Consider the following 12,705-nt stretch of genomic DNA (forward strand, 5'->3'; position numbering starts at 1 on the left):
CGGCGCGCAGGTCGCGGACGGAGGTGTCGCCGCCGCCGGCGGAGACGTGCCGCGTGCCGGTGGCGGGGCCGAGGCTCCCGGCGAGGCCGCCGGGCGCGGAGCCCGCCCGCGGCGCCCGGCCGTCGAGTATCCGGGCCAGGCGGTAGGCGGCCTCGCGGTGGCCGCGTTCGGCGGCGGAGCGGAACCAGCGTTCGGCGCCGACGTCGCTGCGGTGCTCCAGCAGGTCGGCCAGGGCGTAGGCGCCCAGGGCGTGGCCGGACTCCGCGGACTGGCGCAGCCAGTACTCGGCGGCCGGCTCGTCGCCGCGCTCGCGGTGGTAGCGGCCCAGGGCGTGGGCGGCGGGCGCGGATCCGGCGACGGCAGCGACACGCCACCAGGAGGCGGCCTCGTCGGCGTAGCCGCGCTGGTGCAGCAGGACGCCGAGGTTGTTGGCCGCGGAGCGGTCGCCCTCGGCGGTGGCGGCCCGCAGGTGGCGTTCGGCGCCGTCGAGGTCGCCGCGGCGCAGCAGCAGGGCTCCGAGCATGCTCAGGGAGGCGGGGTCCCCGGACTCGGCGGCGCGGCGGCGTGCTGTCTCCAGCTCCAGGTCCGCCGCTTCGGTGGCACAGCCGGCGTCCGGGGCGGTGGTCTCCCCCGGGCCGGACAACGACGGGTCCTGGTCGTCCTGATCGCTCCCGTCCCCGGGAGCTGCTACAAGCCGGCGCGTTTCCAACAGCCTCGCCTTGTCCCCCATAAGTCCCATCGTCGCACTCCCGCAACCTGCGTACACCTGGAATACCGCAGCCAGTGAGGTCACTTCGGCGTTTTGTCGACTTCCCGACTTCCCGACACGGCGCTGCCCCAAACTCTAATCAAAAGCCCCGCACACAACCCGCACAGACGAGGCGTGTCCGGTCGGCCGCCGGCCGTCTTCCGTCCACCGCAGGGCCGTCGGGCCTTCGGGCCGCCCGGACATACGGCCCCGGACGTACAACAAGGCCCGGAGTCCGAGGACTCCGGGCCTTGTCTTTCAGTAGCGGGGACAGGATTTGAACCTGCGACCTCTGGGTTATGAGCCCAGCGAGCTACCGAGCTGCTCCACCCCGCGCCGTTGTGGAACAACCGTACCACGGGCGCGGGGCGGTACCGGCTAACTGCCCGGCTTGGGGGCGTTCTGTGCTGCCTTGGCCTCCGCCTTGGCGGCGCGTTCGAGCGCGTCCTTCAGGTCCTGCTGGGCCTTGCCGTAGGCCGCCCAGTCCTTGTTGTCGAGCGCCTTCTGACCGGCGTCGAAGGCGTCCTGGGCGTCCTTGAGGGCCTGCTTGACCGTCGGGTCCTGGGTCGCCGGCGGTTTGGTCGTCCCCTCGGCGGGCGGCTTGGTGCCCTGCTCGGGGCCCTTGACCCCGAACACCACGTCGAGCGCCTGCGTGAGGTTGTCCTCGAAGGCCGTCTTGTCACCGTAGGTGACCAGAACCTTCTTCAGGAGCGGGTAGTTGGTGCCCGCGCCCCGCACGTAAACGGGTTCGACGTAGAGCAGTCCGCCGTCGAGCGGCACGGTCAGGAGATTGCCGTACTCGATCTCGGAGTCGCCGCGCTTGAGGATATTGATCTTATTGGCGATCTCGGGATCGCCGTTGAACTTGCTCTGCACCTGCTGGGGGCCGGACGTCGGGCTCTCGGCGGGCAGTTTCAGGACCCGGATCTTCCCGTAGTCCGGGCTCTTCGCATCCGCGTCCACGGCCATGAACGCACCGAGGTTCTCCCGGCTCTTCGGGGTGAACGTGGTCGTCAGCGAGAAGGACTGCTGCTTCTGGTCCGGCATCCGCATGCTCAGGTAATACGGCGGAACGGCGTTGCCCGACTTGTTGGTCGGGTCGTCCGGCACCTGCCAGCGCTCGCTTCCCGTGTAGAACGTCCCCGGATTGGTGACGTGGTAGCGGGTGAGCAGTTCACGCTGGACCTTGAAGAGGTCCTGCGGGTACCGGAGATGGTCCATCAGGCCGGAGCTGATCTCGCTCTTCGGCTTCACCGTGCCCGGGAACGCCTTCATCCACGTCTTGAGCACCGGGTCCTTGGTGTCCCACTGGTACAGCTTGACCGTGCCGTCGTAGGCGTCGACCGTCGCCTTGACGGAGTTGCGGATGTAGTTGACCTGGTTCTGCTGGGCCACCACGGCCCGCTGACCGGTGGTCAGGGAATCGGCGGTGGTGTCACCGAGGGTGGTGCGCGAGGCGTACGGATAGCCGTTGGTCGTGGTGTACGCGTCGACGATCCACTGGATGCGCCCGTCGACCACGGCCGGATAGGCGTCGCCGTCGATCGTCAGCCACGGGGCGACCGATTCCACGCGCTGCTTGGGCGTGCGGTTGTACAGAATCCGCGAGCCCTCTCCGATGGCCCCGGAATAGAGGATCTGGGGCTCGCCGAAGGCCACGGCGTAGGCCGCGCGATTGACGGGGTTGGAGAGGTCGACGCCGCTCTTGCCCTTGTAGCTGTAGCTCTTCTCGCCCTGGTCGCCGGAGTAGTCCAGCTCCTTCTGCGGGCCGCCCACGATCGAGTACTGCGTGGTCTTCTCGCCGTAGTACACCCGCTGCTCGTACGAGCCGAGCTTGCCCTCGGTCGGCAGGTTCTTCTCGGTGAAGTCCGGGGAACCGCCGTCGCCGGTCGAGGTGCCCTTCGCGGTGATGGCGCCGTAGCCGTGGGTGTACTTGAAGTGGTCGTTGATCCAGTTGCGCTCGGGAATGCCGTTGATGTTGAGCTCGCGCAGACCGATGACCGTGTCCTGCTCCTTGCCGTCGACCTTGTAGCGGTCGACGTCCAGGGTGGACGGGAACTGGTAGTAACCGCGCACCTGCTGGAGCTGCTGGAAGGTGGGCGAGACGATGTTCGGGTCGAGGAGGCGGAGGCTGGCCGTGGAGTCGGCGTCGGCCCGCAGCTTCTCCTTGTCCTTGCCCTTGATGTCGCTGGTGCCCTGGTAGTCCTTCACCTGGGCGCCGTCGATGCCGTACGCCTCACGCGTGGCGTTGATGTTCTTCTTGATGTACGGCGCTTCCTTGGCCTGCTCGTTCGGCTGGACCTGGAACTTCTGCACGATCGCCGGGTAGAGCCCGCCGATCAGCACCGCGGACAGCACCATGAGGCCGAAGCCGATCACCGGCAGCTGCCAGGTGCGCCGCCACAGCGTCGCGAAGAACAGCACCGCGCAGATCAGCGCGATGATGAACAGGATCGTCTTGGCCGGCAGGTAGGCGTTGGCGTCCACGTACCGCAGGCCCGTCCAGCCCTCGGTCGACTTCAGCCCGCTGGACTTGACCGCGAGCCCGTACCGGTCGAGCCAGTACGCGACGGCCTTGAGCGTCACGAAGACGCCCAGCAGCACCGACAGGTGGCCGGTGGCCGCCGCGGTGGCCCGGCCGCCGGGGCTGGTCAGCCGCAGGCCGCCGTAGAGGTAGTGCACCAGCGCGGCCGCGATCAGCGACAGGACCGCCGCGGCGAAGCCGAAGCTCAGCAGGAAGCGGTACCAGGGCAGGTCGAAGGTGTAGAAGGAGATGTCCTTGTGGAACTGCGGGTCCGTCTGCCCGAAGGACACGCCGTTGACCCACTGCAGCCACGTGCGCCACTGGCCGGCGGCGGAGGCTCCCGCGACCAGGCCGACCAGCGCGGTGACCGCCAGCAGCACCCACTTCTTGTACGGGGCGATGCTCATGCGGTAGCGGTCGAGGCTCTGCTGCTCGGCCGACATTGCGCTCAGCGGCGGCCGCAGGCGGTGCGCCAGCCAGATGTTCGTTCCCACCGCCAGGGACATCAGCAGGCCGAAGACGGCGAAGAGACCGATCTTGGTGCCGAGCGTGGTGGTGAACACCGACGAGTAGTGCACCGAGCGGTACCAGAGCCAGTCCGTCCAGAACCCGGCGAACATGACGAAGAGCATGGCCAGCACCGCCAGCACGCCCAGGGTGGTCAGCAGGGTCCGGACACGCCGGGACGGTCGGCCGACTCTGATCCGTGGCCCTGTGGGGCCTCCGCCGCGGTCCGGCATCTGGAAAGCCAAGGTGCGCACCTCGAAGTTCGCTGTCGATGGAGCTGTCGATCAGGCCCCGGGGATGAGGGGACCCACTGCTGCAACTTACCGAGGCTTTACTCGGTTCCCGTTTTCGGGCTCTCTCAGGGCACGATATTGACCATGTCCAGCAATACCGGTTCGAACCTTCCCGGCTCGCACGAGCCCAGCACCCCCATGGCAGCCAGCTCGCTGACGCGCGCCGTGCTCGAAATCGACACGTATGCGGCGGGTCTCGGCTGGGACCAGCCCGCACGGCTGTTCGCCTTGGTCGACACGGCCAGGCTCCGTACCCAGGAGCCCGGTCTGGCCGCCCAGCTCGGTCTCGACGACGAGGCCGCGAACACCGCCTCCTACACCCCCATCGAGCAGGAGGAACTGCCGCCCGGCACCGCCCTCGACGAATTCCTCGGCACCATCGCCTGGCCCGACGCCGTGGCGGGGTGCGCCCTGACCGTGGAGCGCCTGATGCTCCCGCCGTCCGCCGAAGCTTCGGTGCCCCACGGCATGAACGAGAAGCAGCTCGCCGCGTGGGTCGCCAAGCACCCGGACCGCCAGGAGGTCCGGATGACGGTGGCGGTGCTGCGCGACGGTGCCCGTGAGTCGGCCGTGCGGCTGCGCGAGAAGGACTCCCCCACCGAGGTCCTCACCGGCGCCGACCTGGTGCCGGGCCTCGCGGAGGCCCTGGCGGCGACGTTCGCCGACTGACCGCCGCCGGGGGGGCCGGCCGGGCCGGGGGGACCGGCTAGCGGGCCGCGCACTGCGGCAGGCCGGCCGTGTCCCCCTTGCGGAGCTTCTCCAGGGACTGCAGCGCGTCCTTGATCGTGTCGACCTTGATCAGGGTCAGGCCCGAGGGGGTGTCCTTCGCGGCGGCCGCGCAGTTGTCCTTCGGGGTCAGGAAGTAGCGCGCGCCCTTGGCGCGGGCCCCGACGGTCTTCATCTGCACCCCGCCGATCGGCCCGACCTTCCCGGAGTCGTCGATCGTTCCGGTGCCGGCGACGAACTTGCCTCCCGTGAGGTCCTCCGGGGTGAGCTTGTCGACTATGCCGAGGGCGAACATCAGCCCGGCGCTCGGACCGCCCACGTCGGCCAGCTTGATGTTGATCGAGAACGGGAAGGTGTGGTCCGTCCCGGCCTGGATGCCGACGATGGCCCGGTCGTCGTCGAGGGCCTTGTGCGTGACGAGCGTGACCGTGTCCTCGGCCTTGGGCTGGCGCTTCTCCTTCTCCGCCGCGGCCGCCTCCTTGGCGGGCACGATCAGGAAGGACACCTTCTCGCCCGGCTTGTGCCGGGTGACCAGCCTGGCCACGTCGCCCGGCTGCTTGATCTCCGTGCCGTCGACGGCCTTGATCACGTCGCCGGCGTGCAGCGCCCCCTCGGCGGGGCTGCCCTTGACCACGGAGGAGACCACGACGCGGGCGCCGACCGGGATGCCCAGCTCCTTGAGCGCGGCCACCTTGGCGCTCTCCTGGGACTGGCTGAATTCCTCCGCCGTCTCCTGGTTCAGCTCGTCCGGGGACTTGTCGTCCGGGTAGAGCGTGCTGTGCGGAACGACCAGATTGTCGTGCGCGATCCAGCCGTAGACCGCTTCGACCAGATTCATGCGGTACTGCGAGCCCGTCACCCGGACCGTGGTCATGTTGAGGTGACCGGTGGTCGGGTAGGTCTGGTGGCCGGAGATCTGCAGCACCGGCTCGCCGCCGTGCTCACCGAGGGTGTTGACCGTGGGCCCCGGGGACATCTCCGAGTAGGGCACGGGGATCAGCACGCCTGCGCACAGGAGCGCGATCAGCATCAAGAGGGAGGCGAGCATCGTCGCGGTGCGGCGGGGCATGGAACGACAGTACGGGACGGGTCCGACAGTCCACTTCCGGGGCGGTCCGTACGGGGCAGGTACCGGACGTTCCGCCACAGCGGTCGTTACGATCCGGACTCGGTCCGCTCCATCGCCCGCCGGAACTTCTCATAACCGGCCAGCTCCGCGACATCACCGCTCTTGCGGTTCCGAGCCGCCCAGCTTCCCCACAGGGCGGCCGCGACCGCCGCACCTACCGGAATCAGCAACCAAGCGAGCGCCGCCATGCCGGCCTCCGACCCCTACGCGATCACAACTGAACTGATGAGCAGATTAGACGTCTTCGGTCTCAACGCTTACGTCAGGGTGCCGGTTACGCAACCAGGGAGGCCCATAAGTGGGCGAGTTTGACCCACCCTGGCGGAGCCGGGCGGCAACGAGACGCCGACCCTCCCCCAGCTACCGCTGGGAGGTGCCCCCAACCTCCCTGCTCGACGGCGCTACGCGCCGACCCATTCTTCTGTCCCGTCCGCGAACCTCTGGTGCTTCCAGATCGGCACCTCCCGCTTGAGGTCGTCGATCAGTCTTCGGCACGCCTCGAACGCCTCCGCCCGGTGCGCGCAGGAGACCGCCACCACGACCGCCAGGTCACCGACGGCGAGCTCGCCCACGCGGTGCACCGCGGCCAGGGCCCGGACGGGGAAGTCGGCCGCGACCTTCTCCGCGACGCGGCGCAGCTCGGCCTCCGCGGTGGGGTGGGACGAGTAGCCGAGGCCCGTGACGTCCGCGCCGCCGTCGTGGTCGCGGACGGTGCCGACGAAGAGCGCGGTGCCGCCCGCGGCGTCGTCGCCGACCGCCGCGAAGACCTCGTCGAGGGACAGCGGGGTGTCCCTGACCGCCAGAAGCCGGATCGGGTCGGCGGCCGTGCGTTCGCCGGGGTACTCGGGGGTGCGCTCCATGCGGTCCATCGTGCCGTACGGAGGCCGCCGGGAGGAACGGCGGTTCGACCAGCGGCTGCCTGCGGGCCCGTGCGGGGCCCGGGGCCCCAGGGGGCCCTCGGCGGGCCGCGGGGCCGTCCTACAGCCGGCGGCGGGCCTTGCGGGCCCTGCGGACCAGGGCGGCGGTGCCCAGCAGTGCGACGGTCGCGCCTGCGGCGCCCGCGGCGGTGGCGTCCTTGCGGCCCAGCCGGCGGCCCGCGACCGTGTGCCGGCCGGCGACCTCCTCCAGCAGCTCCGCGAGGACCTCCTCGTTGGTCCAGCGGGGCCGCCAGCCCGCGTCGTGCAGACGGTGACCGCTGACCACCCAGGGATGCATCGTGTATTCCAGATCGCCGGCGGGCGAGGGCGTCAGGCCCAGGCGGTGCAGCCGGGAGGCCGCGCCGAGGGCGACGGCCGAGGGCAGCTCCATGCGCCGGATGCCGGTGAGCTCCTCGACCTCTTCCTGCTCCAGCCATCCGTCGCAGCCGACGGCGAGCTCTCCCTCCGCCTTTTCCAGGGCGGCGAACTCCAGGGCGCCGACCAGGTCCTCCACGTGGCAGAACTGCCAGGTGGGCCGGGATCCGGCGACCACCAGGAGGCGGGGCGACTCGAAGTAGCGGGTGAGCGCGGTGTCGGTGCCGCCGACCAGGACGGCGGGCCGCAGCACGGTCACGTTCAGGCCGGGGTGCGCGCGGGGCGCACGCCTGGCCAGCCGCTCTATCTCCAGCAGGTCTCCCACGCCCGTGGCCTCCGCGGTGGCGCGCAGCTCGGCGTCCTCGGCGAGGGGCACGTCGTTGTCGGGGCGGGCCCCGTAGACCATGGCGGAGGTGCACAGCACCACGCGGTGCACGCCGGCGGCGGCCGCGGCCGTCAGCACGGTCTGGGTGCCGCGCACGTTGTAGGCGGTGCGGGCCGCGTCGTCGGTCTCCAGGTCCAGGTCGAGCGCGAGGTGGACGACGACGTCGACGCCGCGCAGCTTCTCGGCGATCACCGGGTCGCGAACGTCCAGCACGTGCCACTGCGCCTCGGTCACGTCACCGCGGCGCTCGTCGATCGCCACGACGTGTTTGATCTCCTCGGACGCGGCCAGCCGCCGCGTGAGCAGCGCTCCGACGCCGCGGGCGGCACCGGTGACGGCCACCACGGGGCGTCGGCCGTGGGCGGTCGCACCGCTCGGCGCGGAACCGTTTCGCGCTGCGCGAACTTCTCGATCAGGGGAACTCACCGGGCGTCTCCAGCGGTTGTCTTCAGTACGTATGTGCCATCACCTTTGCCATGACGCGTACGTACCAGGTGACGTCCATCCTGCCGCAGGCCCCGGGCGAGCGGAGCACCAAGCCCGGATAGCGGCGGGGTGTCTACGCTTGGTGGTGTTGTCGGGCATTTCGCCGCCGGTTCCTCCGGCGGCCCTACGAGCCGAGGAAACCCGTGAGTGACACCCCATTCGGATTCGGTCTTCCGCCGGAGGAGCCGGAGAACGGCGACGACGGCAAGAAGAAGGGCGGTGGCCAGGGCGGCCAGCAACCCTCGAATCCGTTCGGGTTCGGCGGGCCCGCCGGCGGTGGGGACAACCCCTTCGCCGCGATGTTCGGGTCCATGAACCCGGGCGATCTTGGCGCCGCCTTCCAGCAGCTGGGGCAGATGCTCTCCTACGAGGGCGGCCCGGTGAACTGGGACATGGCCAAGGACATCGCGCGCCAGACCGTGGCCCAGGGCACGGCGGACGGCAGCAAGGACGCCAGCGTCTCGGCGGGCGAGCGCGCCGCGGTCGAGGAGGCGGTGCGCCTGGCCGACCTGTGGCTGGACGGTGTGACGTCCCTGCCGTCGGGCTCGGGCACGGCCGTCGCCTGGAGCCGCGCGGAGTGGGTCGAGGCGACCCTGCCCGTGTGGAAGGACCTGGTCGATCCCGTCGCCGAGCGCGTGGGGGCGGCCATGGGCGGCGTGCTGCCCGAGGAGATGCAGGCCATGGCGGGCCCGCTGCTCGGGATGATGCGCAGCATGGGCGGTGCCATGTTCGGCACCCAGATCGGTCAGGCCGTGGGCGTGCTGGCGGGCGAGGTGGTCGGTTCCACCGACATCGGCCTGCCGCTGGGCCCCGCGGGCAAGGCGGCGCTGCTGCCGGTGAACATCGAGGCGTTCGGTTCCGGGCTCGGTGTCCCGCAGGACGAGGTGCGCCTGTACCTGGCCCTGCGCGAGGCCGCCCACCAGCGGCTCTTCGCGCACGTGCCGTGGCTGCGCTCGCACCTGTTCGGCGCCGTCGAGGGTTACGCCCGCGGCATCAAGGTCGACACGTCGAAGCTGGAGGACGTGGTCGGCCAGCTCGACCCGTCGCACCCGGAGCAGCTGCAGGAGGCGCTCCAGCAGGGCATGTTCCAGCCGGAGGACACCCCGGAGCAGAAGGCGGCGCTGGCCCGCCTGGAGACGGCGCTCGCGCTGGTCGAGGGCTGGGTGGACGCCGTCGTGCACGCGGCGGCCGCGCCGCACCTGCCGTCCGCCGACGCGCTGCGCGAGACGCTGCGCAGGCGCCGCGCCTCGGGCGGTCCGGCGGAGCAGACGTTCGCCACGCTGATCGGCCTGGAGCTGCGTCCGCGCCGTCTGCGGGACGCCGCCCGGCTGTGGGCGTCGCTGACGGACGCGCGGGGCCTGGAGGGCCGTGACGGCCTCTGGGAGCACCCGGACATGCTGCCGACGGCCGCGGACCTGGACGACCCCGACGGCTTCGTGCACCGCGAGCACCTGGACTTCTCCGAGCTCGACAAGATGCTGGGCGAGGCGGCCCGCGGCGCCGAGCAGAAGAAGCCCGAGGACGGCGACAAGGACGGCGACAAGGGCGAGGGCGGCCGGTGAGCCTGCACGAGAACGCGGTCCTCGTCCTGAAGGAGTACGAGGGCCAGCAGGAGCTGCGCGGCCTCTACCTGGATCACCTGGCCGCGCATCCGGACGGCATGTGGAAGCCGTGTCAGGCGGGGCACGTCACGGCGAGCGCGCTGGTGATCGACCCGGCGGCCGGCAAGGTGCTGCTCACGCTCCACCGCAAGCTGCAGATGTGGCTGCAGATGGGCGGCCACTGCGAGCCCGGTGACGCCACGCTGGAGGAGGCCGCCCTGCGGGAGGCCACGGAGGAGTCCGGCATCGCGGGTCTGTCGCTGCTGCCGGGCGGTCCGGTGCGGCTGGACCGGCATCCGATCCCGGCGCCGTGCAACTGGCACCTGGACGTGCAGTACGCGGCCGTGGTGCCCGAGGGTGCGGTGGAGGCCATCAGCGACGAGTCGCTGGATCTGCGCTGGTTCCCGTACGCGGAGGTGGGCACGGTCGCCGACGACTCGGTGGTCCAGCTGGTGCAGCGGACGCTCGCGCGCCTGTAGCGGGTCTGTGCGGCGGCCGTCATCGCTCGCCGTTCAGCGCCCATCGGTAAGGGGCGGTCACCGTGGTGACCGCCCCTTACCGATGTTCCTTCGCCGACGGGGTGAGCCGCCGGTCAGTTCGACCAGATGTTGCCCTGGTTCTGGCCGTGGGCGCCGTTCTGGCCGAAGCCGTACTGGGCGGCGACTCCCTGGCCGATCTGCGCGCCCTGGGGCGGCAGCAGCTCGCTGGGCTGGACGAGCACGTAGCCCTGGCCCTGGAAGGACAGCTCCCAGCCCTCGCCCGTGCTGCCGCGGCGCCGCCACACGCTCGACGAGGACGTCTGGGCCTGCATGCTGACGCGCAGCGACGACGACCAGGCGACGACCGCGTCGGCGTCGGCGTAGACGTAGTTCTGCCCCGTGGAGTGGAGCATCAGCGGCTGTCCGGAGGTCATCAGGGCGACCTTGCCCTGGCCGGTGATGTTGAGGTTGTACGCGCCGGTGCCGGAGATGCCCTGCTGGCTGTCCACCATGATCGTCTCCCAGTGGAGGGTGGAGTCCAGCGCGAGGACGTAGCCGCCGTCGACGGTCAGGCCCTCGCGGCCGACGTCCACGACGTGGACGTACTGGGCGAGGTTGGCGAGGTAGACCGTGCCCTGGCCGGAGCAGCGCATAAGGTCCAGGCCCTCGCCGGTGTGCGCCTGGGCGTACTGCTGGCTGGGCGTGCGGTACTCGCCGTCGAACTCGATCAGGCCCTGGTAGGCGACCATCGAGCCCTTGCGGGCGAGCACGTCGTCGTGGCCGGTGAGGGCGACGCGCAGCAGCTGCGGGTTCTGCAGGGCGTAGCGGTCCTGCGTCTGGGCCTCGGTGTGGGCGAAAAGCGGGCTCTGCATGTGTGTCGTCGTCCCCCTCAGCCCCGGGCCCGGAGCCGGTCGGTGCTGTCCTCGCTGGGCTGTACGACCACGAATCCCTGGCCGGAGAAGCCCAGTTGGTACGCCTCGCCGCTGCCGCGGCCGATCATCGATGAAGCCTTGAAGCTGCGCTTCCCCTTCATCTTCAGGTGGGTGGACCAGGCGACGAGCGCGTCGGGGTCCACGTACGTCTCGTCCTCGCCGCTTCCGCAGTCGACGACGACGGGCGTGCCGCGGGAGGTCAGTGCGACCCATCCGGTGCCGCTGACCACGACGTTGAACAGGCCCTGGCCGGCGAACTTGGCCATGCCCTTGACGCGTTCGACGCCCCACTGGAGGTGGGCGTCGAAGGCGAGGAGGTTGGTGCCGTTGACGGACACCGATTCGCCGTTGAGGTTGAGGCAGACGACGTCCGCGCCGTAGTCGGCGAGGTAGAGGATGCCGTCACCGGTGCACTTCATGAGCGGTGCGCCTTCGCCGGTGAGCCACTGGGAGGCCATCTGGCGGACGGCGGGGGCGTTCGCCTCGTACTGGATGTAGCCCTCGTAGGCGACCATCGAGCCGGTGCGGGCGAACAGGTCGTGGCCGCTCTGCATGGCGACCTTGAGCATGCTGTTGCCGTGGTTCTCCATGCGGGCGGCGGGCGGGGTCGGGGCGTGGCCCGCGATCAGCGACTGGTCCATGACGGGCTCCCTCAGACCTCGTAGGGCTGGACGACGATGAAGTTCCCGGGGGCGCCCCGGAATTGGAGGTTGACGGTCTCTCCGCTCTGCCCCGGGTAGGGGGTGCGGCGCAGGCGCACCTGGCTGGAGATGACGACCTGGGAACCGGCCGACCAGGCGACGATGGCGTTGCTGTCGGCGTAGGTGGTGGGCGTGACGGGCAGCACGACCGGGGTGCCGTGCGTCTTGACGACGACGGTTCCGGTGCCCTGGAACTGCATGGTGAACAGGGCGCCGCCGGGGATGCCGTGGCCGTCGATCCGGCGGACCTCGTGGTGCAGCGACTCGTCAAAGGCGAGCACGGCGTCGGCGGAGACGCAGATCGCGTCGTTCTCCAGCTGGATGGGGTGCAGGTGGGCCGAGTTCTCGGCGAGGAAGACCTGCCCGCGGCCGGTGCAGCGCATCAGCTGCATCTCCTGGCCGGTCGCGTTGCCGACGATGCGGCCCATGAAGCCGGCGCCCTTGTAGCCGAAGTCGACCTTGCCCTGGTAGAGGACCATGCTGCCCTGCCGGGCGAGCACGGGCTGCGGGTCCGCGCCCAGGTCGACGCGGATGAGGCTGTGGTTCTGCAGGGTCCAGCGCTGCCCGTTGGGCGCCTCGCGGTACTTGTCGAAGGCCACCTGGACGCCGGGGGCCGGCGCGGCACCGGCGTGGTGCTGCGGGGCGGCGGGGGCGCCGTAGGGGGCCTGGGGCCCGGGGTGGGGCTGCGGCGGGGCGACGGGCTGGCCGTAGGACTGCTGCTGGGCGGGGTAGGGCTGGGCGGCCGGCCCGGGCTGGCCGTACGGGCCGGGCTGGCCGGGCACGCCGGGCGGGCCGGGGGGCGGCGGGACAGTGCCGCCGGGCGGGGTCTGGCCGCCGGAGAAGAATCCGGGCGGGGCGAGGGGCGCGGCGAGGGTGGGGGCCGCGTGCACCTGGGGTGCCAC

The 12,705-nt window shown here is 70.9% G+C and carries 12 protein-coding genes and 1 tRNA gene; 3 read left to right on the forward strand and 10 right to left on the reverse strand.

Annotated features, from left to right (window positions below):
• The 3 genes from LE181_RS30255 to LE181_RS30265 form a co-directional block, all read right to left on the reverse strand.
• Nucleotides 1-739: tetratricopeptide repeat protein (locus tag LE181_RS30255; RefSeq protein WP_225664706.1), on the reverse strand; the 739-nt coding region annotated here is incomplete at its 3' end.
• A 271-nt stretch (nucleotides 740-1,010) separates the two neighbouring features.
• A tRNA-Met gene (locus LE181_RS30260) sits at nucleotides 1,011-1,084 on the reverse strand.
• 42 nt (nucleotides 1,085-1,126) lie between these two features.
• Nucleotides 1,127-4,012 carry a UPF0182 family membrane protein gene (locus LE181_RS30265; protein WP_263869588.1) on the reverse strand — a complete coding sequence of 962 codons (2,886 nt, stop codon included), beginning with the start codon at nucleotides 4,010-4,012 and terminating at the stop codon, nucleotides 1,127-1,129.
• Nucleotides 4,013-4,156: 144 nt separating this feature from the next.
• Here LE181_RS30265 and LE181_RS30270 point away from each other — a divergent pair, with 144 nt between their 5' ends.
• Nucleotides 4,157-4,741 carry a PPA1309 family protein gene (locus LE181_RS30270; protein WP_225664708.1) on the forward strand — a complete coding sequence of 195 codons (585 nt, stop codon included), beginning with the start codon at nucleotides 4,157-4,159 and terminating at the stop codon, nucleotides 4,739-4,741.
• 37 nt (nucleotides 4,742-4,778) lie between these two features.
• On the opposite strand, the gene LE181_RS30275 is transcribed toward LE181_RS30270, so the two are convergent.
• The 4 genes from LE181_RS30275 to LE181_RS30290 all read right to left on the reverse strand — a co-directional run bounded on the left by LE181_RS30275 (nucleotide 4,779) and on the right by LE181_RS30290 (nucleotide 8,030).
• Nucleotides 4,779-5,867: a YlbL family protein gene (locus tag LE181_RS30275; RefSeq protein ID WP_225664709.1), complete on the reverse strand. Its 1,089-nt coding sequence runs from the start codon at nucleotides 5,865-5,867 to the stop codon at nucleotides 4,779-4,781.
• An 86-nt stretch (nucleotides 5,868-5,953) separates the two neighbouring features.
• On the reverse strand, nucleotides 5,954-6,115 hold the full coding sequence (locus LE181_RS30280; protein ID WP_190111469.1) for a hypothetical protein: 162 nt from the start codon (nucleotides 6,113-6,115) through the stop codon (nucleotides 5,954-5,956).
• 213 nt (nucleotides 6,116-6,328) lie between these two features.
• Complete coding sequence (locus LE181_RS30285; RefSeq protein ID WP_372458545.1) at nucleotides 6,329-6,787, reverse strand: molybdenum cofactor biosynthesis protein MoaE; 459 nt, start codon at nucleotides 6,785-6,787, stop codon at nucleotides 6,329-6,331.
• A 118-nt stretch (nucleotides 6,788-6,905) separates the two neighbouring features.
• The gene (locus LE181_RS30290; protein WP_225664711.1) at nucleotides 6,906-8,030 is read right to left on the reverse strand and encodes an SDR family oxidoreductase; all 1,125 of its coding nucleotides are present in this window, start codon (nucleotides 8,028-8,030) and stop codon (nucleotides 6,906-6,908) included.
• Nucleotides 8,031-8,233: 203 nt separating this feature from the next.
• Here LE181_RS30290 and LE181_RS30295 point away from each other — a divergent pair, with 203 nt between their 5' ends.
• On the forward strand, nucleotides 8,234-9,652 hold the full coding sequence (locus LE181_RS30295; protein ID WP_225664712.1) for a zinc-dependent metalloprotease: 1,419 nt from the start codon (nucleotides 8,234-8,236) through the stop codon (nucleotides 9,650-9,652).
• The gene (locus tag LE181_RS30300) at nucleotides 9,649-10,170 is read left to right on the forward strand and encodes an NUDIX hydrolase (RefSeq protein WP_225664713.1); all 522 of its coding nucleotides are present in this window, start codon (nucleotides 9,649-9,651) and stop codon (nucleotides 10,168-10,170) included. Before LE181_RS30295 ends, LE181_RS30300 begins: the two co-directional genes overlap by 4 nt.
• A gap of 113 nt (nucleotides 10,171-10,283) precedes the next feature.
• Here LE181_RS30300 and LE181_RS30305 read toward each other — a convergent pair whose 3' ends face one another.
• The 3 genes from LE181_RS30305 to LE181_RS30315 all read right to left on the reverse strand — a co-directional run.
• On the reverse strand, nucleotides 10,284-11,042 hold the full coding sequence (locus LE181_RS30305) for an AIM24 family protein (protein ID WP_225664714.1): 759 nt from the start codon (nucleotides 11,040-11,042) through the stop codon (nucleotides 10,284-10,286).
• Between the two features lie 17 nt (nucleotides 11,043-11,059).
• Complete coding sequence (locus LE181_RS30310; RefSeq protein ID WP_225664715.1) at nucleotides 11,060-11,743, reverse strand: AIM24 family protein; 684 nt, start codon at nucleotides 11,741-11,743, stop codon at nucleotides 11,060-11,062.
• 11 nt (nucleotides 11,744-11,754) lie between these two features.
• Nucleotides 11,755-12,705, reverse strand: a 951-nt coding sequence (locus tag LE181_RS30315; RefSeq protein WP_225664716.1) for an AIM24 family protein, incomplete at its 5' end; no start/stop codon positions are given.

The organism is Streptomyces sichuanensis (assembly GCF_020328095.1).
GTDB classification, from domain to species: Bacteria; Actinomycetota; Actinomycetes; order Streptomycetales; family Streptomycetaceae; genus Streptomyces; species Streptomyces cinnamoneus.